This window comes from Bacillus sp. SRL337 (assembly GCF_984799155.1).
The window spans coordinates 2,598,236-2,622,692 of sequence record NZ_OZ481793.1 but is presented as its reverse complement, the minus strand read 5'-3'; the positions used below and the strand labels follow the sequence as shown (position 1 = coordinate 2,622,692).

Here is a 24,457-nt window from a genome sequence, read left to right as displayed (position 1 = left end):
ACTTTAAACCGTGAAGTATCCGCTTCCCGGTTTTTTTTTTGCCCTTTGGTAAACTTTGTCGCTATTAAATAGGTAGAATATCTCGTCGTGATTTACCGAAACTCTCCAGAAAGGCAAAGAAAAAGAGAGCTGTTTTTCAGGTAGCAAAGCCCGGTATCCAAGGGAAAGTCCGTCCCTTGGTATTTTCCAGGAGCAGCAATCCTTTAAAAGGTCATGATCTTTCTTCAGTATCAAGCGGCGGTTATCCAACATGTCTCAGCACATCGCATGTTGAATAAGTCCTGGGTATAATATACTATAAAACAATAGACAAAATAATAAAATTTTATACTGATTTTGATAGGGGGGACTTATATGAACGGGACATTTAAGGAACAGCATCAACATTTAGTCACAGACGAATTAGTCGTAAGGGCAATAGAACAACATTTGGCCATCATACGTTTTGATGTGAATCGCCGTGTGGCATTTGTGAATGAATTGTTCGCAAATACGATGGGTTACCATTCAAGGGAAATGCAGGGCATGCATCATAAGAAATTCTGCTATCCGTCATTTGCAAACAGCCTTGAGTATGAAGAATTCTGGGGACATCTGTTAGCAGGCAAAAGCTATCAGGGGAAAATCGAACGAATCGATGCCCATGGCAACAGGCTGTGGCTGGAAGCAACATATATGCCGGTCTATTCAGAAGACGGAAGTCAAGTGATCGGGGTATCAAAAGTTGCCACTAATATTACAGAGAGGCAAAACCAAATCGTCAAGATGGCTGACCACCTGAAAGACATGTCGCAGCAGCTCAATAGCCGTTCTGAAATGGGGATGATCAGAAGTAAGGAGCTCCTGTCTACGATCGAGCGGATCTCTCATGAATCCAAGGAAAATGGAACCAATCTGGAAAACCTCCAAAATCAGGCTAACTTCATCACCGGAATCGTCAAAACGATCAAAGACATCGCTTCTCAAACCAATCTCCTTGCACTTAATGCCGCTATTGAAGCCGCACGTGCCGGTGAGCATGGTAGAGGCTTCGATGTTGTCGCCAAAGAAGTCCGAAAACTTTCGGAAAAAGTGGCACTGTCCATTACCGAAGTAAAGGATAACATCGATAGCATTGTAAAAGAGGTTGGAAAAGTTACAGACAGTATAGCCCGCATAACCCATAGTGTCGATGAAAGCCAGGAACAGATCGATACTGCCATGCAGGAATTCGATGAGATTTCCAATTCTGCTCGCGATTTGGACAAGCAGGCGCAAGAGTTTGTTACGAAAATTTAAGTCATGAAAGTCTGATGATATTAGTCAGGCTTTTTTTTATGGACTTTAAATGAAAGTTCACGTATTTGGAACAGAAACAAGCCTGAAATACGAGGAATGACAATATCTTTTCGTAACCTTTGTTGCTACTCAATAGGTATGTCAAATACTTTTTTGGCTATTCACCTTATACCCCCTGTAAGCAGGAACAAAAAGGGCTCCCCTCCCTTTTTCGAGGGGAAATCAATGGAAGACAGGGGAAAATCCGGTTCTTGGGATCTTTCGGAAAGCAACAATGAATGCGAAAACAGACTTTTTATAAGGCCGCAGTCGTCTCGATAAAAATAAGAGGGGATATAATTAAGAATAATACGAGAAGTAGAATGGTTTTAAAAATAGAATGACTGATCTTAGGTCGTTCGATGGATGCTTAAGAAGCAGGGAATAGAGATTGAACAGGTAGAGGAATGCAACGATACCCCGGGCCGGGATGGCAAGGATGGAGAAAAACGGGGAGCAAAGCCTATCAGGCAGATAATAGCAAGGGTCCAGCCAAGCAAAACGGACAGGTCGAGGCGAATGGTTTTCAAAAACAGATATTTGAACATGCGTATAGGATCAATGGCATTCCGTCCGTTATCATGACAGTATTTATCCTTCAACTCTTCAAAAATGAAGGAAAAGTCGATTAAATCATTAATTATGCGTAACATATTGTCCTGGGGAACGACGATATCATATAGATCCGTATACTTACTGAACATCATTGATTGTTGTTGCTGAATCATTGGAAACCACCCACTGTTATTGATATTTCTATTATAAAGTAAGGCTTTGTTAGTAGGTAGTTCTTTTTTTTGCTGCGTTGATTGGAGTGGAAGGTGTGCGACCTCCTGCGGGACTAGCGGGACAGGTGAGACCAAGGTTACGTACCCACTGGAACGTAACCCCGCAGGCGAAGCCAGCTCCAGCGGCCAGCGACTAGCAGATTTCGGACTCTCTTCTTGCGATAAGTCAGCATCGACTCACTATGTTCGTCGTGTTTCCTTTATCTCATACGAGCGCCCTCCATTCTGTACGTCGCTGAACGGCCGCTTCCGCTTTTTATGAAGCCGAGGAGGCTCAACGCCCGCCCCGCGGAGGCGCACACCTGGAACGGAAATCTACACCTTTTCATAAAACGGGAAATGAAAAAGGCAGAATCGTTTTTTAAAGTAAAACGAGGCTGGTCTTTTTGTCTGAATGCCCATCAGGCAGGTTTTCCTTTTTGTTCAATTTTCCGCCAAAGCCGCATACCAAGCCTGCAAAAGTAGTTACAATAACACACATGAAATTTTTCTATAAGAATAGATACCGCCGCCCTTGGATATCACTGATATAGTATAAAAAATTTAGAACGGATCCAGTTGAAAGGGTGTAAGAAAACATGAAACAGATTGCGACAAGCCAAGTGAATGAGAGAGTATTGAAGCTGCCGATGAGTGCCAGGCCGGTGGTGAATCCTGATGATGTGGAGGCGCCGGAAGGATATAAAGTGGAGGTTGTGGCCGCTGGACTATCCTTTCCCACGGGAATGGGATTCGCTGATGACGGGACCCTCTATATTTTGGAAGGGGGAAGTACATGGCCGACGAGGCCTGCACTCCCTCCAAGGATTCTAAGGCTGCATCCGAATGGGAACCTCGAAGTGTTTGCGGTTGAAACACTTGGGGGGCCGCGTGGTGTCACCTATAAAGATGGATACATCTATGTCAGCTGCAAAGGTGGATACTTGGCACGTGTGGTCCGTTATAATGTGGAAACCCGTGAACGGGAAGTGCTTATTGAAAAGATTCCAAGCGGAGGCTGGCATGAACCAGGCGGGCCGGTTTTCAGTCCGGTTGATGGGCTCATGTATTTCGCCAATGGCTCTGTTTCACAGAACGGGATCTGCCTGCCAGCAGGATTTACCGTGGATTTAGCCAAACACCCTCATGCTCATGATGTACCGGGTGAAGATATCACATTGACAGGTCACAATGTGACTTCCAGGAATCCTTTGATGCCATTTCCCTTTCTTACAGAGACGGGGGCATTCAAGCCATTTGGTACACCAGCTGAAAAGGGGGAGAAACTGAAAGGGGAATTGTGGTGTTCAACAGGGCTTTGGCGTTCCAAACCGGATGGCAGCGAAGTGGAGCTGCTTGCCTGGGGGCTGAGAAATCCGTACGGACTTGCTTTTAATGAGGAAGGGGAGCTGTATGCTTCTGATAATTGCCTGGAAGAGAAGGGCGAGCGGTCAATTGCAGGTGATCCTGATCGCATCTGGCACATCCGCAATGCCAAAACTCCCCATGGTTCGGTGAAAAAACCGGATTGGTACGGCTTTCCCGATATGAGGGCCGATGGAGTACCTGTATGGGATGAGCGTTGCAAACCAGCGAAAGGAAAGCCTCCTGAAAAGCTGATCGAGAACACTCCAGAGTGGGCAGGTCCGCCTGTCTATTTAGAAAAGCCTCATTCAGCTATGACAAAGATGGATTTCTGTCAATCGGACAATTTTGGTCACAAAGGCAAGCTGTTTGTAACAGAGTGGGGAACCTATGCACCATTGAACAGTCCTCATGAAAAAGACCTGGATAACGGTTTTCAAATTGTCAGTGTTGATGTAAAAACAGGCAAATCCGACGTTTTCTTGAAGAATAGGCAGTCCGGCCCTGCTTCATATCATGAAAATGGTGGTATCGAGCGTCCGGTCGACTGCAAATTCCATCCCGATGGAAAGAGTTTATACGTCCTTGATTTCGGCTATTCTCCGGTAACAAAAGGATACATCCAAGCATATGGCCACACAGGTGTTTTATGGAAGGTGACAAAACAATGAGTGCAAACAATCCAATTATACTAATTGAATTAGATGAAGCTACAAGGGTTATGCAGTTGAATGAAACGGAAAAGTGGCTGGAGCACGTACTGACAGCTCAAATCGCTTTTGAGTCATTGATGCCTAAGGCAGTTGGAGACATCGAAGAACCGCATATTAAAGAAGCCTTGAAAAAAATGCACGGAGCAACCAAGCATCATACCAAGGCAGCAGAAGAGTTGTTCAAGACGATTGGCAGAACTGCAGATGGCGTTAAAGACAAGATATTGGGATCAACTCTGTCAGTTATCGAAGAGGGGTTGATGACATTTCAGGATACACTTGGTGGAGCAGTCGGCTCTTGGCAGGGAATGCATCTGCTGTTATCGATGAACCAAAAGGCGATGGGCGCATTTGCGGTTGCTGAGCAGCTTGGCTTGTCTCTTGGAAACAAGGAGCTCACATTAGCGGCCTTTCCGGTTGTACATGAAAAAACGATGCACCAGCTGCTTCTGCAGGAGTATATGCTGGAAATGGCACCGATCTCGATTCTATATAAGGAAAACGCATGATTGGTATAAAGTCGCTCATTTTAGCATTTACCTAATATGAGGTGATAAAGATGAAATGGAAAAGCAATGACCGTGAGTACTTAACTGACTATACCGAGACGACCCGGATTGTTATGGGATCCTTGCTGGCATTAATGGCCGCCGTCTTTCAGTCCGCAGGGATTTTTTCAGGAATCGGATATGCCATCAGTATCCTGACGACCTTTCCGATTGTATTGGCAACGATGATCTCCATCCGTATCGGGGTCCTTTCCTATGTAGTGACAATTTTTCTTTTGATTGTCTTGCAGCCAAGTGAATTGCTGGTGTTTCCATTCACCACGGGTCTGTTAGGGGTGTGTCTTGGTGTAGGCCTTAGAGTTTTTAAAAAATCATATGGAGCAGTTTTATTTGGGGGAACGGGGCTGGCGGCAGGCATTTTGGTCCTCTTGTATATCATTCATTTTCCGATCCTGGGACCTGCTGTTTCCTCTTCTTTAAATCTGAATGTGGTTCTTGGAACACTGGCATTCTCTATCCTATATAGTGCATTATGGTATAAGGTCAGTGTCCTTGGGATGAAATCCATTGACCGCATTCTGGTAAAAAGGATTTCGATTGAAAAAGAAGGATGAAATGACTCTCTTGAGGGTCATTTTTTTTGCTGTGGGACATTTTTATGTAACCGAACCAAAAAGTTCGGCGCTGCTCTCAGCTTTTTTTCTGTGCCTTCATCATTTGATGGAATGGACACTTTGAGAGTGCCGTATCATCATCCCGTAAAAAATACTGCTTCCACTCAAAATTATCCTCACTCCCGTACTTTTTGAGTTCAGGATGGGCATCGACTTGATCGTAAACCTCAAGTCTCTTTCGGATTTGTTTCTGGATTTTTTCCGCATATCCCGGGTTTGAATTGAACTCCTGCAGTACCCATCTTGGCGTGATGGCCATCATCATATACGGAAAATAGCGGCTGTCCCTGTTCTGATGCCGAGGAGTGGCGCAGTACATAAAGTACTGTTCTCCGTGAAAGCAGAATTCCCACTCATTTTCTTCGGGATCGGGGGGAATGTGGCTCGGCCAATCGACCTCATCCAGTTCATTCAATTGATTCAGCAAATCCCAAAACATCCATTCGAATTCTTCTACAGTCGTTTCTTTAACCAGAGCGGATGGTGTGTCAAAAAATACGACAAGTGTGGTATATTTTCCGAATTCCCTGCAGTTTAGTGTGAATTGTTTTAAAATCTCAGCGAGTTCGCCTGCTGATGAGCTTGCGGTTGGAAGTCCGGCAAATCCGTAACGCAGCTGCTTTAAAGCATACGCCTGGGTTGCGGGAATGCAGGGAAACTTCTTTTGGTTTGTCATTTTATCTGAAAAAAGGCTGATGGCATCTCTCTGCCAAACAGGCAATTCATTGATCTCAGGATCGTCTTCGCGGTATAACGCCAATCTCAAACACCCTCCTCTCTGTAAACAGAATATTACCGTCACAGAATTAGGTGAATGTCCGATCATGGAATAGGCGGATATGACATTGTTCAAAGTTACTTCATCTTCAGGCTGAGCCCAATCAGAAGAACCCCGGCTACCAAACAGACGGATTTCATCAGCGAAATCTTTCCGGACAAGCCCATCAGGCCAATCGCCGTGGTCGAAAAGAAAATCGTCGGCCCTACAAGCGCAAGCAGAGAATTAATCGCAAACGCCCTTTCCAAATCATTGAATTTCAACATCAGCAGGGCCGCCCCGATCTCGATACTCCCTGATAAAATCCTCAACGCCACCATAGCTAATAAGGCCTTTTCTATAAAAACAAACATCAAACGTCTCCTCGCTTATTCAGAGTGTGATATGTAAAAATATAGTGCGACTCTTTAAAAGGAATCGCTTGTACAATTTATGCAGAAATCTTCGGAAATAGTATACAAACCGGGGGTTGTTTGGTGGGGGCAAACACTTGGTCTGAATCGGGACAAAAAAATGTAGAAAAGTGTCAGGGAGTCGCGATTCGGGTGGAATCGGGACAGAAATGGCTGGAGAGGGGTGGAGGGAGTCGCGATTCGGGTGGAATCGGGACAGAATCCGCCGGAGAGGAGTGGAGGGAGTCGCGATTCGGGTGGAATCGGGACAGAAATGGCCGGAGAGGAGTGGAGGGAGTCGCGATTCGGGTAGAATCGGGACAGAAATGGCCGGAGAGAAGTCGAGGGAGTCGCGATTCGGGTGGAATCGGGACAGAAATGGCTGGAGAGGGGTGGAGGGAGTCACGATTCTGGAGAAATCGGGACAGAAATGGCCAGAGAGGGGTGGAGGGAGTCGCGATTCGGGTGGAATCGAGACAGAAATGGCCGGAGAGGAGTGGAGGGAGTCGCGATTCGGGTGGAATCGGGACAGACATGGCCGGAGAGGAGTGGAGGGAGTCGCGATTCTAAAGAAATCGGGACTAAAAAGATCCAATAGCAATCACGGCAGTTGAAAAGCCACTCTAATTTAAAAAAAATAAAAAGAGTCCGAACCCTAAGTAGTTCGGACTGAAAATAAATCTATTACTATAATCATTCAAAATAAAAATCTTTGGTGCTTCCCTTAGAAGTAAAGGTTCTTCTTAATGCTCTGCAGATAGTTCTCCGGTGTAAGTCTCCACCACACCACTCAAGAATACGGGTTGTAGTAATTTTCCGCTCCGGAAACAACAATTTGAATTCCTCGGTATGCCTTAAAATGGCCTTTTCAAACGTTTCGTGCTTACCGCATTTTACACAAACAAACCGAAAATTCACTTTGGAAACGGAAAAGGAACGGCACCCCTCACAAAACACCCCCTTCTGCAGCTGATCATACTGATATTTCGGCAGTTGGGTAAAAGGATTTTTAGTCCGGTGCATGGCGACTAGCTTATTCGCGAGATTTCGGTTTTTTGCACTCAGCGTGGAGGGGCTGTTTTCAAGTTCCTTCAAAAAGCTGGTGAGTTGGGTTGGGTAGATGATGGGCTGATGAAGAGGAGCTTGGTACAAAGTGAACTGCGGGTTGACGAAGACAGCGTATGGCTTTACGAGATAATCTTCTTGGATATCGTGGAGGGCCTGTCGCATGATTGTCGCACTTCTTTGCAGCTGCAGGAGTGGGTTTTGATATTCTTTTTGGTTGGGGATTCTAAACAATTTATCGCCTTTGAAATAGCAGTCGCCTTCATAATTTTTGATATTCAATAGATGGACCGCCCCGTCCGAAATACTCAATGTATCAATTTGAGAATAAGAGTGATTCACTTCGATGAGTAAATCATTAAGGACAAACTTATTATCCAGAGCTTTTTCGGACAGATGGTCGAATTTCACTTCACCTTCAAAACCTTTTTCAAGATTTAGAAAGTAATGCTTTTCTTTTTGGCTTAATGTCATGCGAATGTTCAGTGACCTTAATGCTAGTAATTCCTTGGATTCCGATCTCTTTTTGAAAATCATTTTGCACCTCCTGTCCCTTATTTCTCCATATAAAGTGAAATACCTCCCATAAAAGGCAGGAATCTACGATGTTTAAAAGAAGTACTATTCATAAGTGAAAAAATCGACCAAAAAGGAAGGTTATAATGAAGGAAATCAAAAAAGCAATTCAAGATAGCTATCCGGATGATTTTGCCTGGTGCCATGGGTGCGGCCGATTGAATGAGAAGGGCCACCACTTCAGGACTGGGTGGGACGGCGAAAAGACCCTGACTATTTATGAGCCGAAGGAAGAGCATATGGCAATGCCCGGGTTTGTGTATGGCGGAGTGATTGCCTCGATGATTGACTGTCATGGGACTGGTTCTGCAGCGATAGCCCTGCACCAAAAAAATGGCCATGAGATCGGGGATGGAGAAGAGCCGCCCCGATTTGTCACCGGTTCCTTAAAGGTTGATTTTCTGAAGCCCACTCCAGCAGAGGTGCCGCTGATAGCATACGGCACCGTGACGGAAATCCATCCTAAGAAGTGGAAGGTGGAAACAGAGGTGTATGCAGAGGATCAGCTTTGTGCACGGGGGGAAGTTGTTGCCGTTGTAATGCCAAATACATTTAAAACCTAAAAAGAGAGACTTTCTCATCATGCATCAGCCAGTGGGAAAGTCTCTTTATTTTTATACTTCGATGATAATCGGTATAATCATCGGCTTTCGTTTGGTTTGTTTGAACAAGTACTGTCCGACTGATTTCATGATGCTTTGTTTGATGACCTTCCATTGAAGCTGGCCAGGTGGAAGATCATCAAGGGCATCCCTGACGAGGTTATTGATTTTGTTGATGAGGCCCTCGGAATCTTTTACATATACAAAACCGCGAGTAATGGTATCCGGTCCTGACAATAACCGCTGGTCGTGTTTGCTCAGCGTAAGGACGATTACCAGGATGCCATCTTCCGATAATAACCGGCGGTCGCGAAGCACTACGTTACCGACATCCCCGACGCTCACTCCATCGACATAGGTATCACCGGCTGGAACGGAACGGGTTTGGACAGCTTCGCCATGTTCGATATCAACGACTTCCCCGTTTTTAATGATGAAGGTGTTCCCCGGTTCAACGCCAACCGATTCTGCCAGAATTCGGTGATGATGCAGCATGCGGGTTTCCCCATGGATAGGAATGAAATATTTTGGATTCATCAGTGTCAGCATCAGCTTCAGGTCTTCCTGGTAGCCGTGACCGGAAACATGCATGCCGGTCGTGCTTCCCGTTCCATAAATCACATGGGCGCCGATAGTAAACAAATTATCAATTATTTTCGAAACATCTTTCTCGTTCCCGGGAATGGGGGAAGCGGCGAGAATGACGGTATCTCCAGGATCGATTGTCACATCGCGGAACTGGCCAGAAGACAGGCGCCCTAGTGCAGCCATTTGTTCTCCTTGGCTGCCTGTGCATAGAATGGCTACTTTTTCTGCATGAAAAGAGTCAATATCCCTGTGGTTGATGATCATTCCTTCGGGGACATTCAGGTAACCTCTTTCAATCGCAACGCCGACAACATTCACCATGCTCCTGCCTAACAGCGCCAGTTTCCGGTTGGTTTTCATAGCTGCATGGACGACCTGCTGCACCCGGTTAACGTTAGAAGCAAAAGTTGATACAAAAATTTTACCGTCTGCTTTCATGAAGGCTTCATCCATGTGGCTGCTGACGATTTGCTCTGAAGGCGAGAGCCCGGCACGTTCGGCATTTGTGCTCTCCGACAACAGTGCCAGGACCCCATTTTTTCCTATCTCGGCCATCCTATGTATATCTGCTTTCTGGCTATTCAGGGGAGTCCAGTCAAACTTGAAGTCGCCTGTATGGACAACTGTACCTTCAGGGGTTTCAAAAGCGATTCCCAGACAATCGGGGATACTGTGGCTGACGTTGAAAAAAGATGTTTTGATTTCACCGAATTCTGCTGTAGAGCCGGCATCTATCGGAATCAATGTCGTGTCTCTCAGGAGTTTGTGTTCTTCCAATTTCAGCTCGATGAGTCCAAGTGTAAAGTTGGTTGCATACACGGGAACATTCAATTTTTTTAAAAGATACGGTACCCCGCCTATATGATCTTCATGTCCATGGGTGACAAGAAGGGCTTTCACTTTGTCGGCATTCTCCTGCAAGTAGCTGATATCCGGGATGATTAAATCAATGCCCATAAGGGTTTCATCGGGAAATTTGCCGCCTGCATCAATAATGATGATGTCGTCTCCATATTGAAGCACATACATATTTTTTCCGATTTCATTACAGCCGCCAAGGGCCAGTATCGATAGCTGCCGTTCACTCATAACTGTTTTTCCTCCCGTAGGTTTGTTGATAGTATCTTTCCCAGGTAAGCAGTGTTCTATTTACGTTTATATTAGATATACCTTTAAAATCAAAATTGGAATAATTTCCGAAAGATGTCAAAAAATATTTAATGTATCCAGTCACTGGGAGGGGTATCATGCGATATCGTAAAGAACAGATATGCAGGCGATGCGAAGATATTTTTTCAATTGAATCCTTTTATTATAAGGGTAATATTTTGATGCACTGCAGCGAGTGCCGTACTGAAATGAGAAAGGTGAAGAAACAGGAGATGATGAGGCTGCTGAAGATTGCACAGCAGTATTCCTGAATATACTAAGGGTCAGGCTGACAGCTTGATCCTTTTTTGCTGTTCTTAGCAAGCTGCAGATGGCAAAGTTTAGAAAGAAGGGCGAATTGATTACTCTTTTTCGCCTTACACATACTTCAGCCCATGAACTTTTTCGTTTTGATTGAAACTTCCAACGCCTTACCTCTTCCCTACCAATATTCCTATTCACAACCTCAACTTTCCAAACAGCAAAATGGTTCAGGTCATTTAATGAACTTGCAATAGGCTTTACCAATGTTTATTTTTTTGGTTAGAGGAAACATTTTTAGCTCAATGAATATAATTGATTAAAACCAAAGTAAAGGGGTGGTGAGGGATGTATCCTTCCGGCAGAATTCAAAAGAAGATCAACACATATGCTGGTGTATGTAAAGCATTAGGAATACTAACAGACAAGGAAGTAAAGGTAATGACAGAAAGGAATAGGCTAAAAAGGGAGTGTTAAATTGCATTAAGGTAAATAAATTGGATTTAATAATGTATTTTGGTTGAAGGAAACATTTTGTTTATGTAGACTACAATTGTAAAAGAATCATCAAAGAAGAAGAAAGTATTTTAACGCTTTAAAGCGATAGGGGACTGTCCCCCAGTGCTTTAAAGGAGTAAAGTGTAGCTTGGAAGAGCAGCTTATATTTTTTTGCCTAAAAGTTGCACCAGGCAAACTTTTAGGCGGTTAGGAAACTGAATTGTCTAAAGAAAAAACGCGTAAAGAGGTATGAAACCATGAAACGATTGAGATATGCAGCTGTTGCGGGTGCAGCCATTATGCTGATGTTAAGCGGATGTTCACAAAATCCCTCAGAGGATGAAGGAGATTCAGGAAAGATCAAAGTGACTTCTACAATCGGGATGATTAACGATATCGTCGAGAATGTTGGGGGAGAGCATGTGGAAGCTGTCGGTTTGATGAAATCGGGAGTAGACCCGCATTTATATAAGGCATCCCAAGGGGACATCCGAAAATTGGAAGAAGCAGATTTGATCTTTTATAACGGGCTGCATTTGGAAGGGAAAATGACGGAAATATTCGAGAAAATGGAGAATCAAAAGCCAACCATCGCTGTTTCGAAAGATATATCCGAAGCGGACCTTCAAGCTCCTGCAGACGGTTCTTATCAATATGATCCGCATATCTGGTTCAACGTTCAGAACTGGATCACCGCTGCGAAAACCGTCACAGAGGAACTTTCCGCCTTTGATTCAGCCAATACAGATGACTATAAAAAAAATGCAGAAGCATTCATCGAAAAGCTGGAAGAACTTGATCAATATACAAAAGAACAGATCGCCGCCATTCCTGCCGAAACAAGAGTCCTTGTCACAGCCCATGACGCCTTCGGATATTTTGGAACTGCCTATAATATCAAAGTGATGGGCCTGCAAGGAATCAGCACGGCATCCGAGTCAGGCTCCAGGGATGTAAGCGAACTTCGCGATTACCTTGTTGACAACGAAATCAAAGCCGTTTTTGTCGAGTCAAGTGTTCCGAAAAAAGCGATTGAAGCGGTCATTGAAGGGGCTGAAGAGAAAGGCCATGATGTGAAAATCGGAGGAGAACTATTCTCGGATGCAATGGGTGAAGCTGGAACCGAAGAAGGAACGTACCTGGGAATGGTCCGCCATAACGTTGATACGATCGTCAATGCATTGAAGTGAAGGAGAGGATAATGATGAATTCACCTTTAAAGGTAAAAAATTTAGCTGTCGCTTATCAAAAAAAGCCAGTATTAAAAGAAATAACATTCAGTGTGCCTGAAGGAAAACTTATTGGAATTATCGGCCCTAATGGAGCCGGTAAATCCACATTGATCAAATCCATTCTCGAACTGATTCCTTCATTAACGGGGGAAGTCGAGATATTCGGCAGTTCTTATAAAGCAGCCAGAAAACGAGTTGGATATGTTCCGCAAAGAGAATCCGTCGACTGGGATTTTCCGACAGATGCACTGGACGTAGTGACCATGGGACGCTACGGTCATCTTGGATGGGTGAACCGCCCAAAGAAGAAGGATAGGCAGATCGCAATGGATTGTCTTGAAAAAGTCGGGATGGCCGACTTTGCCAGCCGCCAGATCAGCCAGCTTTCAGGCGGGCAGCAGCAGCGTGTCTTCCTTGCGCGGGCACTGGCACAAGATGCAGACTTATATTTTATGGATGAACCGTTCGTAGGGGTGGATGCAGCCACAGAAAAAGCGATCATTTCCTTATTGAACGAACTGAAGCAACAAGGGAAAACGGTGCTTGTGGTCCATCATGATCTTAATACGGTGAAAGAATATTTTGATTGGATCATGCTGCTGAATGTAGAGTTGATTGGAGTTGGCCCTACGGAAGAACTTTTTACAAAAGAGTTTTTACAAGAGACTTACGGTGGGAAATTGACGATGCTGGACTCCGGATCTGCAACTCCAGCAGGAAGTTGAGGTGGATGGAATTGGAATGGCTATCTTTCTTTCAAGATCCTAATACACAATGGATCCTCATGGGCTCAATGCTCCTTGGATTAAGCAGCGGGGTTATCGGATGCTTCGCTTATTTGAGGAAGCAGTCGTTAATGGGGGATGCCCTGTCGCATGCAGCTTTGCCTGGTGTGTGTGTTGCTTTCATGTTAACAGGGACTAAATCAATCGTATTCTTTCTAATTGGAGCTATAGTTGCAGGGCTGCTGGCAACATTGTTGATCAGCTTGATTACCAACTTCTCAAGAATTAAACAGGATTCAGCCCTTGGGATTATATTAACGGTCTTTTTTGGGGTGGGGATCGTCCTGCTCACCCAAATTCAGCACAGCAACAGCGGGAACCAAAGCGGATTGGATAAGTTCTTATTCGGTCAGGCTGCGTCGATGGTCCAGTCGGATGTGTACACAATGGCCGCCATCAGTCTTTTCCTGGTGGGGATTTCCGCTCTGTTTTTCAAGGAATTCAAATTGTTGTCCTTTGACCCGGGGTTTGCGAAGGGGATAGGGCTGCCCGTCTTTCTGCTGGATCAGTTCATTATGATTCTGCTGGTTACAGCCGTCGTCATTGGAATTCAGGCCGTCGGGGTAGTGTTGATGGCAGCCTTATTGATCACGCCGGCAGTCGCTGCGCGGTACTGGACAGAAAAGCTTCATATCATGGTCATTCTGGCCGGGATGTTCGTGGCGCTAAGCGGTTTTGCCGGTACAATTGTCAGTACCATGGCGTCCAACCTGCCGACTGGGCCCCTCGTCGTTTTGTCAGCAACGGCCATATTTGTCATCAGCGTCATATTTTCTCCAACAAGAGGGGTCATTGCCAAGGTGAAATTAAGAACCCAAGCCAAACAGCACTATCAAGAAGTATATGTAAATGCCAAGGTAGAGGAGAAATCATCATGAATGATTTTTGGATTATTTTGATTGGTGCTCTTGTTGCCTGCTCGTGCAGCATTTTGGGGTGTTTCCTTGTCCTGAGGAAAATGTCCATGGTGGGAGATGCCATCAGCCACTCGGTACTGCCAGGGATCGTCCTTGCATTTTTGCTCAGTGGTTCAAGAGACTCGCTTTTCATGATGATCGGGGCAGCAGCAATTGGATTAGTGACGGTATTTCTAATTCAAATGTTCCAAAACAATGGTGTGCAGTCAGATGCCTCCATCGGGGTCGTTTTTACAGCATTGTTTGCTGTCGGTGTGGTGTTGGTCAGTATTTTTACCAGACAGGTGGACCTCGATCTGGATTGTGTCCTTTACGGGGAAATCGCTTATGCACCGTGGGATACCTTCCACATAGGAGGCATGAGCCTGGGACCGACCGCCGTCTGGGGGATCGGCGGGGCCTTTCTTTTAAATCTGTTCATCGTCGGTTTGTTTTTTAAACAATTCAAAATTTGTTCCTTTGATCCTGCCATGGCTGCAGCACTGGGAATACCGGTTGTCTTGTTTCATTATATCTTGATGGGGATGGTTTCTTTGACAACTGTGGCATCTTTCGAAAGTGTCGGAGCCATCCTTGTTGTCGGTATGATCATCGTACCGGCTGCGACAGCCTACCTGTTGACGGAAAAATTGAGCCGAATGATCCTGATCAGCATGGTGATTGGCATCATCAGTTCCATTGCAGGCTATTACCTTGCCTACATCCTAGATGCGTCCATTGCCGGATCAATGATAGCAGTTGCCGGGGGAATCTTTATGCTTGTTTTCCTCTTCTCACCAACACATGGAATTATAATTAAAAAATGGGTAAGAAGAAAGATGGTTTCTGAAGAAGCCATTTAGGGAGGGGTGCTAAAAGGCGGATCCCCCAGAAGAAATTTATTATGCTGTTCTTGAATATGGCATGCAAGGTTTTCCCGAGTTGTAAAATCACTGAATGTGGGTATTCCATCTGTTCTCAAAAATGGCTGAGGGATTAGCACAAGAAGGGGGTATATACAAACCTTATAGAATCATCAGAGGATGGGCAGAGGGCAGGAGCTGGAACAGAGCCATAAAGTACTCCAACCATGTTTCACGCTAATTGATTTAGATGAAAATCTTATCTAACGAGTAGTGGACACTTTATTATCACGGCAGGCGTTTAAAATGATTTAAAAGCTTATGGTAGAACATAGTCCATGATTACGAAGGGCTGCCTAGTAACGCTGCAGCTCAAATAAGGAACGAAGGGAGGACGAAATCTTTTATGATTTTGTCCTTTTCGATTGATTGATAGGAAACCATCTTGATTATTAACTATTTTGATATCAATACCGAGTATAAGAATTGCGGGGATTTTTTTGGGGGAATAGTGCGGCTAGTCCAGATCCTGGAGGATTTTAGTCCTCCTTCTTGTAAATCCGGTTGCTGGTTGACATTGCTATTCCGTCATCTTCAGTATCCCGTCCGCACGCTGAAAGGAATATCCGGGCCGGAGATAGGCAAAGAAGACTAGCCAAGGAAATTGGATTTTAGTTCCCTTAATATGACAAAAATGTGTTACTATTGTAATAATATTTTAAATTTATAGACAAGTAAAGGGGGCTTGCAGATTGGTGAAAGCCTCGGGGAAGAACCTGTTCGAACCATTACTCATCATACTTGGCATCGTAATAGTCAGCGCCACATCAGGTTTGTTTCAAGATCAATCCTTTTCGCTTTTTACCTATTGGGACAGCCTGATCAGTGTTTTAATGGATTTAGGAAACCCTGCTGACATCGTTTATGTGAATTCTGATATCGAAAGAAACCTTTTTCCGATTATATTTGTTGCTTTTTTCAGCAGTATCAGGATCGTTTTTTTAGCTTTGATCATGGCGATTTCAGTTTCACTGCTGATTCTTGTACTCTATTACACTGCAGGAAAGTGGTTCAGGGGATTGATTAATATCTTCGCATTTTTAATCAGTTCACTGCCTGATATTTTTGTGATTTCCGCAATGCAGATTTTTGTTATTTGGTTTTTTAAGCAATCCGGCATCTTATTGGTGGATGTGGCGTCTGTAGGAGAGAAGCAGATCATTTTATTTCCGGCGGCAGTTTTAAGTATCGTTCCTGCTTTTTTCTTCTTGGGCTTGATGGTCTCCTTCATAAATGAAGAGCAGAATCTGCCTTATGTAGAGCTTGCAAGAGGGAAGGGCTTGGGCAAGTTCAGGCTGCTCTTCTTTCATATGATCCGAAACATTCTCATCAGCCTGACTTATCATGCGAAGCAGATCGTCTGGATGATGCTGTCAAATCTATTGATCTTGGAATATCTTTTTAATGTGTTTGGCGTCACTTCATTTTTATTTACCTATAATACGCCATCCATTTTTGCCATCACGGCAATTCTGCTGTTCATCCCGATATATTTACTTCTCAAGGGACTGCAGTTCTTGATCAAGCGCAGGATCGGAAAGGAGATGAGTCTGTGATGGAAAAGGGATTTTATAAGTGGCTTGTCATTCTTTGCACAGGTTTTGTCGTTTTGATGGTAACAGGAAGCTTGGTATTCAACTATATTTTGGAAGCGGAAATCCCGCAGACAATTCTTAAATACAGTGCGGATGGAAAGATCATCGACGGAGCACCTTTTGAACCTTCACGTGAATTCCTGTTAGGTACAGACCGGGATGGCTACGATATGCTCTACAAAGTTGTCCAGGGTGCGCAGTATACACTGGGGGCGGCGATTGTCATTTCGCTGCTGAGCTTCCTGATTTCCTTTGTTATTGGAATAGCCGGCGGCTTCATCAGGAGTACCTCGAATTACATAACACAGACCCTATTCACATCCTTTTATTTCATCCCGCAGTCCATAATTGCTTACAATGTCTTGCATCCATTGTTGTGGGAACCCATGGAAGGCTTTGCAACGACATTCACCGAGAGGGTAGTATGGCAGATCATCATTCTGGCTGTGATTACCGTTCCGACGACAGCGATATTGATCGCCAATGAAACGAGGGAGATTTTACAAAAAGAGTTCATTCTAAGCGCAAGAGTGCTGGGCGGGAGCAAATTCTTTCTTTTTCGTAAACATTTGCTTCCACATTTGAAACTAAGGCTGTTCATCATCTTTCCGAAGGTCCTCATTCAGGCATTACTCATCATTGCCCATTTAGGATTCTTCAGTCTTTTCTTCGGAGGGACCGATGTATGTTACGGCGCATTTTGTGATCGGCCAAAACCGATCGTATTTGAATGGGCAGGCTTGATGGCCACGAGTTACAAATCGATCTCCAACGCCTGGTGGATATTCATGGCTCCGATGCTTTTCTTCTCTTTGACAATCCTGTCACTTAACGGGATAGCTAAAGGACTCGAAGGGATCTCTCAAAGCGGAAAAAATGAGAAAGTTTACAAAAAAGATAAGGACAACCTTGAAGGACGGGGCAATACGCTGATCTCCAGTGATTTTGACTTGGTTTCAAAAGAGAAAGTCTCAGGTTATTAACTTCATGATGCGGGAAGAGGGATGGCCTTTCACAGAATGGATTGGGACAAGCAGGCTGAGCCCTTGGGAGCACAGGATTGTATCAGTTGAATTTCAAAATAAAAAACAAAGAGGTGTTCTATGTATAGTCCAGGAGAAAGAAGTGCTTATTTTAAAAATATAATCGATAAACTAAATTCCTTTCATGCGGTGGAAGGAATCATCCAGATTGGTTCCGGAGTCGAAAACTATAAAGATGAGTTTTCAGATATCGACTTAATGGTGGCGGCAGCAAGAGTAGAGGATGCGGAGAAGACAAAAGACCTGGTGAAACAGGTGTTCAATGAGTATAAGCCGCTTTACATAAAAGAAAAACTGTTCAGTCAAGACATATTTTTATTGATTATGATTTTAAAAGACGATATGGAATTCAACATCTCGATTGTCCCAAGAGATAGGCTGACAGTCCGGTCGCCTTTGTGGAAGGTGATAGTGGATAAAACCGGTAAGGTGACAGAGAAAATGAATGTAGAGAATGAGCAGTTTCATAACAAAGCAGAAAAATATAATGTCGGTTTTGATTTGCCATTTGAATTTGTGTACTATGCCAGGTCCTTGGAAAAGGAATTGAAGCGGAACAATTTGATTTATTCACTACGGATGCTCGAGGAGATGAGGGATTTCACCCTGATCGTCCAAGCCTTGAACGAAGACAAGAAGCTGCATCAGTTCAAGGCATATGAGACATTGAACCCTTTATTCATACAAGAGTACCTTTCTACCTATCCGGAACGCATATCAGTTGAAAATGTCCGGTATGCAGCAGAGAAGTTGAAGGAGCTTTTTACCTCAGCTGTAGGGAAGAGCACCAACTTCTCTATGGATGATGATTTAAGGGAGTTGTTGAAGTCTTCGTTTGGTTTACAACAGAAATAAGGACATTACTAGCGGGAATATCATTCCGGAAGCTTATCCATTGAGAGATAAGCTTTTTTTCGTTGGATCCTTTCGTGAATGATCGTTAGTATTCACATGGACGAGAGCACAAAAGAATAGGTGGTGGGCCATTATGTTAGCCCCTATAGATGTTTACCTATAGTTGAAAAAGCACATGTCAATTTTGCATAATACAAAATTCTTAGCAAATCCATCTTTTGTCAATTGTCTTGAACTTTCTACAACATAGTGGAATCAAAGGACTCTTGGGAAAAGGAAAAATAACCCATAAGATGGTTTGTGATACAGCAAAGAGTCTGCTGCGGTTCTGGTGCTATACACGTTGTGTGATTTAATAAGGCTAAACAACTTAAAATGGATAGGGAAGTGTGTGTTCTACCTTCTATAAAGTTGAAATAAGTGAGGTATAAATGAAATCGGCAAGAATGTACGAAAAGGAGACGAGCAGGGAAGAGTTGTCATTCCGATTAATAAAGTGAAGGACTCTTACAGGAATTTATCCTGCCTATAATGGAAGTTGCGGATGGAAAATGGACTTTGAATCAAAAAGGGCTGAAAAGTTCTGAAAGGAAATCCGGGGTTCATTTCAATTAAATAATAGGTATCACGATCACATTCAGGAAAAGGGGACCCACCATCACCTTTTCTCTGTATGTGAAGTCGCAGCCTTTTTATAAAATCCGAGGAAAATATCTGTTATCAATTTAGAAAGCAAAATGATGACCAGATACCCTGAAAATAAGAAAAGATAGGGCATGTCGATATAAAAGGCCAGAAAGTAATGAAGCACAAGCAGCGGCTTGAAGATGAAGGAAAGCCCTGCACTTAAAAGGATCATATACAGATAATAATTTTTCTTATGAGCGAGGATCCATTGGTAGAGAAGCATGTATAAAACAGGAATTAAAGAAGCATCCAATGAGACATTGCTTGGCAGGAAGATGAACCATTGATAAGGATATTCCCAGTAGCCTTCGCTGACACCGAAACGGTCTATGTACCCTAGCCAGACATGAATATTGAATCCGAAGAATCCGATTTGAAATGCCCGCATCCTATCCAGTTTAAAAAAGAGAACAATAAGCGGAAGGACAAAAAGAAGGATCAGGAACCAGAATTGCCATGTATCGTATGCAGAGAACGCGTGCCAGTATTCATTCCAGTCCTGTGTGAATTTTTGTTGTTTTTCATTAAGTGTATCAATCATTTGCCTTTGCTTTTCCAATGTACATTCACCTTTTAATTTTTTCCATAGTATTTCCTGAATATATTTACTCATGCATAACTTTTTTTGAATATAAAAAGCCCAGGGATTGAATCCCTGAGCCATGCTTATAACAGTTCGATATTCTTTTCCCTGCATTCTTTTAATATTGATTCGTTCCAAACAGACGACTGCACCTCTCCGATATGCACTTTTCTTAACAAGAACATACACAGGCGCGACTGTCCGATGCCCCCGCCAATGGTATAAGGGAGCTCATCGTTTAATACTGCCTGGTGATAAGGGAGGGACTTTCGCTCATTATTTCCGGCTTCCCATAATTGGTACAGAAGCGACTGCTCATCGACGCGGATCCCCATAGAAGACACTTCGAATGCTGTTTCAAGGACTGGATTCCAGAGGATGATGTCTCCGTTCAGCATCCAGTCATCGTAATCTGGTGCGCGCCCGTCATGCTTCTCACCGGACTTCAGCAAGCCGCCGATCTGCATGATGAAGACCGCTCCATGCTGTTTGGCTATCAGGTCTTCTCTTTCTTTTGGAGACCGGTCAGGATATCGGTTCTCCAGCTCCTGAGAGGTGATGAAATGAATGTCATCGGGCAGTACCGGAGTGAGGGATGAGTGCAATTCTGACAGGTAATGCTCGGTTGCTTTTATCGCAGCATAAATTTTTTCAACCTCTTCTTTTAATGTAATCAGGTTACGTTCCTCTTTTGATATGACCTTTTCCCAGTCCCACTGATCTACATATATGGAATGGAGGTTATCCAGCTCTTCATCTCTTCTTATCGCATTCATTTGGGTATAGAGTCCCTGGCCAAGGGGCAGTCCGTACCGGGCAAGGGCAATCCTCTTCCATTTTGCCAGGGACTGGACAATTTCCACATTTCCATCCATTACATCCCGAGCGTCAAAGGAAACAACTCGCTCCACACCATTCAAATTGTCATTGATCCCGCTGTCTCTCTTCAAAAGTATCGGTGCGGACACCTTTATCAAGTTTAATGCCTTAGCCAGCTTTGCTTCGAAGTGATTCTTCACTTCATTGATAGCAAATTCCGTATATAACAAATCCAGCTTGGATTGGTATCCCTTCGGTACTTTGAACGTTTTTGTCATGACATCATCCTCCAATTTATTCATGCTGCTTTTTATAAGTCTAATTTAAAGATAAGTTACCTTATGGGCAGATACGGATAAATGTGCTGGTTCAGGTGAGAAAATGTTTCTTCCAGGCTCTATTGGTGAACTTTTTTGATAGGATCTACCGCCCAGAAAAGAAGGAATAGCCTTAGAATCAAGGGGGAAATCCAGTCGGGGTGATTTTTCAAAAAGCAGCGATCACTACACAAAACAGCCTTTTTTTACAATATATGTATACAGCCCTGGCTGAATGTAGGTGTTTTTAGGATGTGAAGTCATTTCATTTACCACGTTCCCTCTTGTCCTGATATACTTTTAAAAACATATCTTGGTAAAGAGATATTGAATGGATGATAAATAGGGGTTGGGAAAACGTGAATAGGACATTGTTTGTCATTTTATTAATCACCACTACAGGATTGATGGGCTCATCGTTCGCTGTCGGCAAAATCGGATTGGGATACGTTTCTCCGCTGATGCTGGTTGCATTGCGGTTCACGATAGCAGGGATCATAATGGCATTGGCAGTGAAAATGTTCAGAAGGACACATCCCGCTGAGATCAAAGAGTGGGCAAAAGTCTTATTGGTTGGAAGCCTGCAGACGGCTGGGGTCATGGGCTGTATCTTTCTGAGCTTACGAACGATTACAGCGGGTGAGTCTTCAATCCTTACGTTTACAAATCCCCTCCTTGTGGTGGTGTTTGGAACATTGTTTATGGGGATGAAATACCGAAGGATTCAATGGCTCGGGGTGATGCTGGGGATAATGGGAGTCTTCATCACGCTGGGTGCGGACCTTGATTTCCGACAGCCCGGTTTCATACTTGGATTGATGAGTGCCGTCTTTTGGGCGTCTGCAACACTTGTGATGAAGAAATGGGGGCGAGCCTTTGATACGTGGGTGTTGACGGCTTACCAAATGTTATTCGGCGGGATCATCCTGCTGGTTCTTAGTCTTTTGTTTGAGCCTGTAAAGATTGGATTGACTCCAACCTCAATCATGATCATTCTGTGGCTTGCGATAATGGCATCGATAGTGCAATTCGCCATCTGGTTTTATCTTTTGCAGAAAGAAGATCCGGCTAAGGTGAGTTCGTTCTTATTCCTTGCCCCGTTATTCGGTGTTCTCACTGGCTGGTTTCTATTACATGAACAGCTGCATGTAAACACATTGATTGGCGGAAGCATCATTCTTTGCGGGATCTTTTTGGTAAATAAACCTCAGAAAAGGATTTCCGATTCGGCTGGATCGTAAAGTGTCAGAATTGAATGGGCTCAAGGACAATCTTTATATATAGTTTTAAAAATTCCGGTGCAATCCTCTCGGAAAGGAAAGCAATGATGAGTACTGCGGCGGAGACGGCGCTGGATCTACGTTTGTGCAGATCGATGTGCCGTTAATTATCACAGGGGCAGCCTTCGCGGGAAGCGGCTGCTGATCATTACAATTTCCATAGAGAAGCAAAAAAATCCCCCGGGCATTGGGGGATTTTTCATTGCAACTAGAAAAAAGTATGGGATGGATAATACATAGTATGAGGCAGCCTCAAAAGGGTTTGGTCAAATGGCCATGGAATAGAGTCCATTTTGGAGTAAAAGGATCAATAGGGGGGATTGGGAGGCATTCTGGATTTTGGTCAATTCCCTGGAGTATGATCAACTTATTTTGGGGAATGCAGGGAATTGGTTTTTGGGGAGAGAAAGGGACTAATTAATGGTGCATTCTAGAGGGAATGGAACCAAATTTCTGTGGAAGTGAAGAAAAAATGGTGCATTCCAAAAAGAAAGGGACCAACTCTTCTTTATTCTTGAAAAAATTCGGTCTAATCCTGGAAGAGGAACCTAATATGATCCGACCCGGGAAAATTCAGCTCATTTATAATCGGCCAGGCAATGACCGAAAAAAACATAAAAAAACAGGTCTGAACAGACCTGCCTTTCATCATTAATATTGATTTTTTTAGTATCCATAACCGCCTCCTGCCCAGGAAGCACCGATGATAATCAAAAGGATGAACAACACAACGATCAGAGCAAATCCTGATCCATAACCGTATCCGCCAGCACTCATTCACTTCACCACCTTTTTACAGGATGGAATATAGTATGTAGTGTGAAACCGGAATGTTCTTGCTGGATTATTTATTGGGTAATAAAAAGAAAACCCTGCTGATGGTTAAGCAGGGTTGGCGAATGCATTAGGATGATTTTGCTTCTTCCTTGATAAAGTTCTCCACTACAAAAGCAGCAACGCCTAAAGCAGTAGAATAATTCTGCAGCTGGGAAAAACCGATACGGATTTCATCCTGGTGAAGCGCAAGTGTATGGGTTTCGACGGTGTTCAGGATCGGCTGGCGGATCCATTCTTGTGCAAGAGCCAGTCTGTTTCCGATAATCACCTGATCGGGATTGAAGGTATTGATGATATTATTGAGGCCAAAACCGAGATAGGTACCGATCTTTTCAAAAAGCGCTTTTACCTGTTCATTCCCCATTTTTACCATCTCAATCAGTGATTCCAATGATGCATCACCGCCTGCATCGTCAAGAAGGGCATGTTCAGAAGCGTAGGCTTCCCAGCAGCCCCGGCTGCCGCAGCTGCACGGTTTTCCGTCCATATCAATGATCATATGGCCCATCTCCCCTGAAAAACCGTCTTTTCCTTGAAATAGCTCACCATTTAAAATAATGCCGACACCAATGCCGATCCCAGCACTGATGTAGAGGATGGTTTCGTCTGCCTGTCCTGCTCCGAATCGCATTTCAGCGACTGCGCCTGCATTAGCCTCGTTTTCGATGACAACCGGCACATGAAACCTTTCCACCAGGTCTTTTTTTAAACTGGCATTTTCCCAATGAAGGTTGGGGGCGAGAAGCACGGATCCTTCTTTGTTTATGATTCCTGGAACTCCAACACCGATTCCGACAACACCATAGCGGCTGTCCGCCATTTCTTTCATGAGTGACTCTATCATATACTGGACCACGTCCAAGATTGCAGGGTAGAGGGGTTCCTCCACGGATTGATGTCTTTCGCTGGCAATATTCCCTTTCAGGTCTGTCATCACGCAACGGACATAATGAACCCCGATATCCACGCCGATGGCATACCCGGCAGCTTTGTTGAAGTGAAGAATCACAGGACGGCGGCCGCCGCTTGATGCACCTGGTCCTGATTCGTAAATAAGTTCCTCTTCAAGGAGTTCACTGACTAATGAAGAGACGGTTGCTTTATGCAAACCAGAGACATGGGAGATATCGGCTCTGGAGATAGGTTCCTTTTCCATAATGAGTTGTAAAACGAGTGCTTTGTTATTTTTCTTAACTGTCTGCTGATTCCATGTCATAGTTCCCAATGGTCAATCCCCTTATATGTTAGTAACTCTATGATATCACACACTTAGTTTAATGGGTATACAAACCAGGGAGCTTGGATGCTTGTTTCAGGGAGTAAAGCAGATAGCCCTCTCATCAGTATCCGA

The 24,457-nt window shown here is 44.0% G+C and carries 23 protein-coding genes and 3 pseudogenes; 16 read left to right on the top strand and 10 right to left on the bottom strand.

Going from position 1 to position 24,457, the window contains the following annotated elements:
* Positions 1–3: 3 nt before the first annotated feature.
* Positions 4–234 (bottom strand): hypothetical protein, encoded by a 231-nt coding sequence (locus AC4E8A_RS13300; protein WP_490193628.1) that lies wholly within the window; start codon positions 232–234, stop codon positions 4–6.
* Between the two features lie 120 nt (positions 235–354).
* Here AC4E8A_RS13300 and AC4E8A_RS13295 point away from each other — a divergent pair.
* A pseudogene (locus tag AC4E8A_RS13295) lies at positions 355–741 on the top strand (PAS domain-containing protein); the annotation flags it as partial.
* 204 nt (positions 742–945) lie between these two features.
* A pseudogene (locus AC4E8A_RS13290) lies at positions 946–1,278 on the top strand (methyl-accepting chemotaxis protein); the annotation flags it as partial.
* 557 nt (positions 1,279–1,835) lie between these two features.
* On the opposite strand, the pseudogene AC4E8A_RS13285 reads toward AC4E8A_RS13290, so the two are convergent.
* Positions 1,836–2,045 (bottom strand): annotated as a pseudogene (locus AC4E8A_RS13285) (transposase); the annotation flags it as partial.
* Positions 2,046–2,683: 638 nt separating this feature from the next.
* Here AC4E8A_RS13285 and AC4E8A_RS13280 point away from each other — a divergent pair.
* The 3 genes from AC4E8A_RS13280 to AC4E8A_RS13270 are packed head-to-tail and all read left to right on the top strand — an operon-like array spanning position 2,684 to position 5,285.
* Positions 2,684–4,120: a PQQ-dependent sugar dehydrogenase gene (locus AC4E8A_RS13280; protein ID WP_490193627.1), complete on the top strand. Its 1,437-nt coding sequence runs from the start codon at positions 2,684–2,686 to the stop codon at positions 4,118–4,120.
* Entirely contained in the window at positions 4,117–4,671 is a 555-nt protein-coding gene (locus AC4E8A_RS13275) for a DUF892 family protein (protein WP_490193626.1), read from the top strand. The genes AC4E8A_RS13280 and AC4E8A_RS13275 overlap by 4 nt, the downstream gene beginning before the upstream one ends.
* A gap of 50 nt (positions 4,672–4,721) precedes the next feature.
* Positions 4,722–5,285, top strand: a complete 564-nt coding sequence (locus AC4E8A_RS13270; RefSeq protein ID WP_490193625.1) for a hypothetical protein — start codon at positions 4,722–4,724, stop codon at positions 5,283–5,285.
* Between the two features lie 76 nt (positions 5,286–5,361).
* Here the strand turns inward: AC4E8A_RS13270 and AC4E8A_RS13265 are convergent, their stop codons facing one another.
* Both AC4E8A_RS13265 and AC4E8A_RS13260 read right to left on the bottom strand, forming a co-directional pair.
* Positions 5,362–6,105: a YqcI/YcgG family protein gene (locus AC4E8A_RS13265; protein WP_490193624.1), complete on the bottom strand. Its 744-nt coding sequence runs from the start codon at positions 6,103–6,105 to the stop codon at positions 5,362–5,364.
* A 95-nt stretch (positions 6,106–6,200) separates the two neighbouring features.
* Positions 6,201–6,476: a YqhV family protein gene (locus AC4E8A_RS13260; protein WP_490193623.1), complete on the bottom strand. Its 276-nt coding sequence runs from the start codon at positions 6,474–6,476 to the stop codon at positions 6,201–6,203.
* A gap of 123 nt (positions 6,477–6,599) precedes the next feature.
* Here AC4E8A_RS13260 and AC4E8A_RS13255 point away from each other — a divergent pair, with 123 nt between their 5' ends.
* Entirely contained in the window at positions 6,600–7,085 is a 486-nt protein-coding gene (locus AC4E8A_RS13255) for a hypothetical protein (protein ID WP_490193622.1), read from the top strand.
* A 123-nt stretch (positions 7,086–7,208) separates the two neighbouring features.
* Here the strand turns inward: AC4E8A_RS13255 and AC4E8A_RS13250 are convergent, their stop codons facing one another.
* Positions 7,209–8,117: a nuclease-related domain-containing protein gene (locus AC4E8A_RS13250; protein ID WP_490193621.1), complete on the bottom strand. Its 909-nt coding sequence runs from the start codon at positions 8,115–8,117 to the stop codon at positions 7,209–7,211.
* A 125-nt stretch (positions 8,118–8,242) separates the two neighbouring features.
* Between AC4E8A_RS13250 and AC4E8A_RS13245 the strand changes: the two genes are divergently transcribed.
* Entirely contained in the window at positions 8,243–8,719 is a 477-nt protein-coding gene (locus AC4E8A_RS13245) for a PaaI family thioesterase (RefSeq protein ID WP_490193620.1), read from the top strand.
* Positions 8,720–8,770: 51 nt separating this feature from the next.
* Here the strand turns inward: AC4E8A_RS13245 and AC4E8A_RS13240 are convergent, their stop codons facing one another.
* Complete coding sequence (locus tag AC4E8A_RS13240) at positions 8,771–10,435, bottom strand: ribonuclease J (RefSeq protein WP_490193619.1); 1,665 nt, start codon at positions 10,433–10,435, stop codon at positions 8,771–8,773.
* A gap of 158 nt (positions 10,436–10,593) precedes the next feature.
* Between AC4E8A_RS13240 and AC4E8A_RS13235 the strand changes: the two genes are divergently transcribed.
* The 8 genes from AC4E8A_RS13235 to AC4E8A_RS13200 all read left to right on the top strand — a co-directional run bounded on the left by AC4E8A_RS13235 (position 10,594) and on the right by AC4E8A_RS13200 (position 18,583).
* On the top strand, positions 10,594–10,767 hold the full coding sequence (locus AC4E8A_RS13235; protein WP_490193618.1) for a hypothetical protein: 174 nt from the start codon (positions 10,594–10,596) through the stop codon (positions 10,765–10,767).
* A gap of 744 nt (positions 10,768–11,511) precedes the next feature.
* Positions 11,512–12,444, top strand: a complete 933-nt coding sequence (locus AC4E8A_RS13230; RefSeq protein ID WP_490193617.1) for a metal ABC transporter solute-binding protein, Zn/Mn family — start codon at positions 11,512–11,514, stop codon at positions 12,442–12,444.
* Between the two features lie 14 nt (positions 12,445–12,458).
* On the top strand, positions 12,459–13,211 hold the full coding sequence (locus AC4E8A_RS13225) for a metal ABC transporter ATP-binding protein (protein WP_490198868.1): 753 nt from the start codon (positions 12,459–12,461) through the stop codon (positions 13,209–13,211).
* A 5-nt stretch (positions 13,212–13,216) separates the two neighbouring features.
* Positions 13,217–14,149, top strand: coding sequence for a metal ABC transporter permease (locus AC4E8A_RS13220; RefSeq protein ID WP_490193616.1), 933 nt, complete (start codon positions 13,217–13,219; stop codon positions 14,147–14,149).
* Positions 14,146–15,030 carry a metal ABC transporter permease gene (locus tag AC4E8A_RS13215; RefSeq protein WP_490193615.1) on the top strand — a complete coding sequence of 295 codons (885 nt, stop codon included), beginning with the start codon at positions 14,146–14,148 and terminating at the stop codon, positions 15,028–15,030. Before AC4E8A_RS13220 ends, AC4E8A_RS13215 begins: the two co-directional genes overlap by 4 nt.
* Positions 15,031–15,785: 755 nt before the next feature.
* Positions 15,786–16,646, top strand: a complete 861-nt coding sequence (locus tag AC4E8A_RS13210) for an ABC transporter permease subunit (RefSeq protein ID WP_490198867.1) — start codon at positions 15,786–15,788, stop codon at positions 16,644–16,646.
* On the top strand, positions 16,646–17,668 hold the full coding sequence (locus AC4E8A_RS13205; RefSeq protein WP_490193614.1) for an ABC transporter permease: 1,023 nt from the start codon (positions 16,646–16,648) through the stop codon (positions 17,666–17,668). Before AC4E8A_RS13210 ends, AC4E8A_RS13205 begins: the two co-directional genes overlap by 1 nt.
* A gap of 120 nt (positions 17,669–17,788) precedes the next feature.
* Positions 17,789–18,583, top strand: coding sequence for an aminoglycoside 6-adenylyltransferase (locus AC4E8A_RS13200; RefSeq protein WP_490193613.1), 795 nt, complete (start codon positions 17,789–17,791; stop codon positions 18,581–18,583).
* 658 nt (positions 18,584–19,241) lie between these two features.
* On the opposite strand, the gene AC4E8A_RS13195 is transcribed toward AC4E8A_RS13200, so the two are convergent.
* Positions 19,242–19,829: a hypothetical protein gene (locus tag AC4E8A_RS13195; RefSeq protein ID WP_490193612.1), complete on the bottom strand. Its 588-nt coding sequence runs from the start codon at positions 19,827–19,829 to the stop codon at positions 19,242–19,244.
* Positions 19,830–19,936: 107 nt separating this feature from the next.
* Positions 19,937–20,950 (bottom strand): aspartate--ammonia ligase, encoded by a 1,014-nt coding sequence (gene asnA / locus AC4E8A_RS13190; RefSeq protein WP_490193611.1) that lies wholly within the window; start codon positions 20,948–20,950, stop codon positions 19,937–19,939.
* A gap of 398 nt (positions 20,951–21,348) precedes the next feature.
* Here asnA and AC4E8A_RS13185 point away from each other — a divergent pair, with 398 nt between their 5' ends.
* A complete protein-coding gene (locus AC4E8A_RS13185; protein ID WP_490193610.1) occupies positions 21,349–22,230 on the top strand; it encodes a DMT family transporter in 882 nt (293 codons plus the stop codon).
* 705 nt (positions 22,231–22,935) lie between these two features.
* Here the strand turns inward: AC4E8A_RS13185 and AC4E8A_RS13180 are convergent.
* A complete protein-coding gene (locus tag AC4E8A_RS13180; protein ID WP_490193609.1) occupies positions 22,936–23,046 on the bottom strand; it encodes a YjcZ family sporulation protein in 111 nt (36 codons plus the stop codon).
* A 127-nt stretch (positions 23,047–23,173) separates the two neighbouring features.
* Complete coding sequence (locus AC4E8A_RS13175; protein WP_490198866.1) at positions 23,174–24,322, bottom strand: ROK family protein; 1,149 nt, start codon at positions 24,320–24,322, stop codon at positions 23,174–23,176.
* Positions 24,323–24,457: the final 135 nt, after the last annotated feature.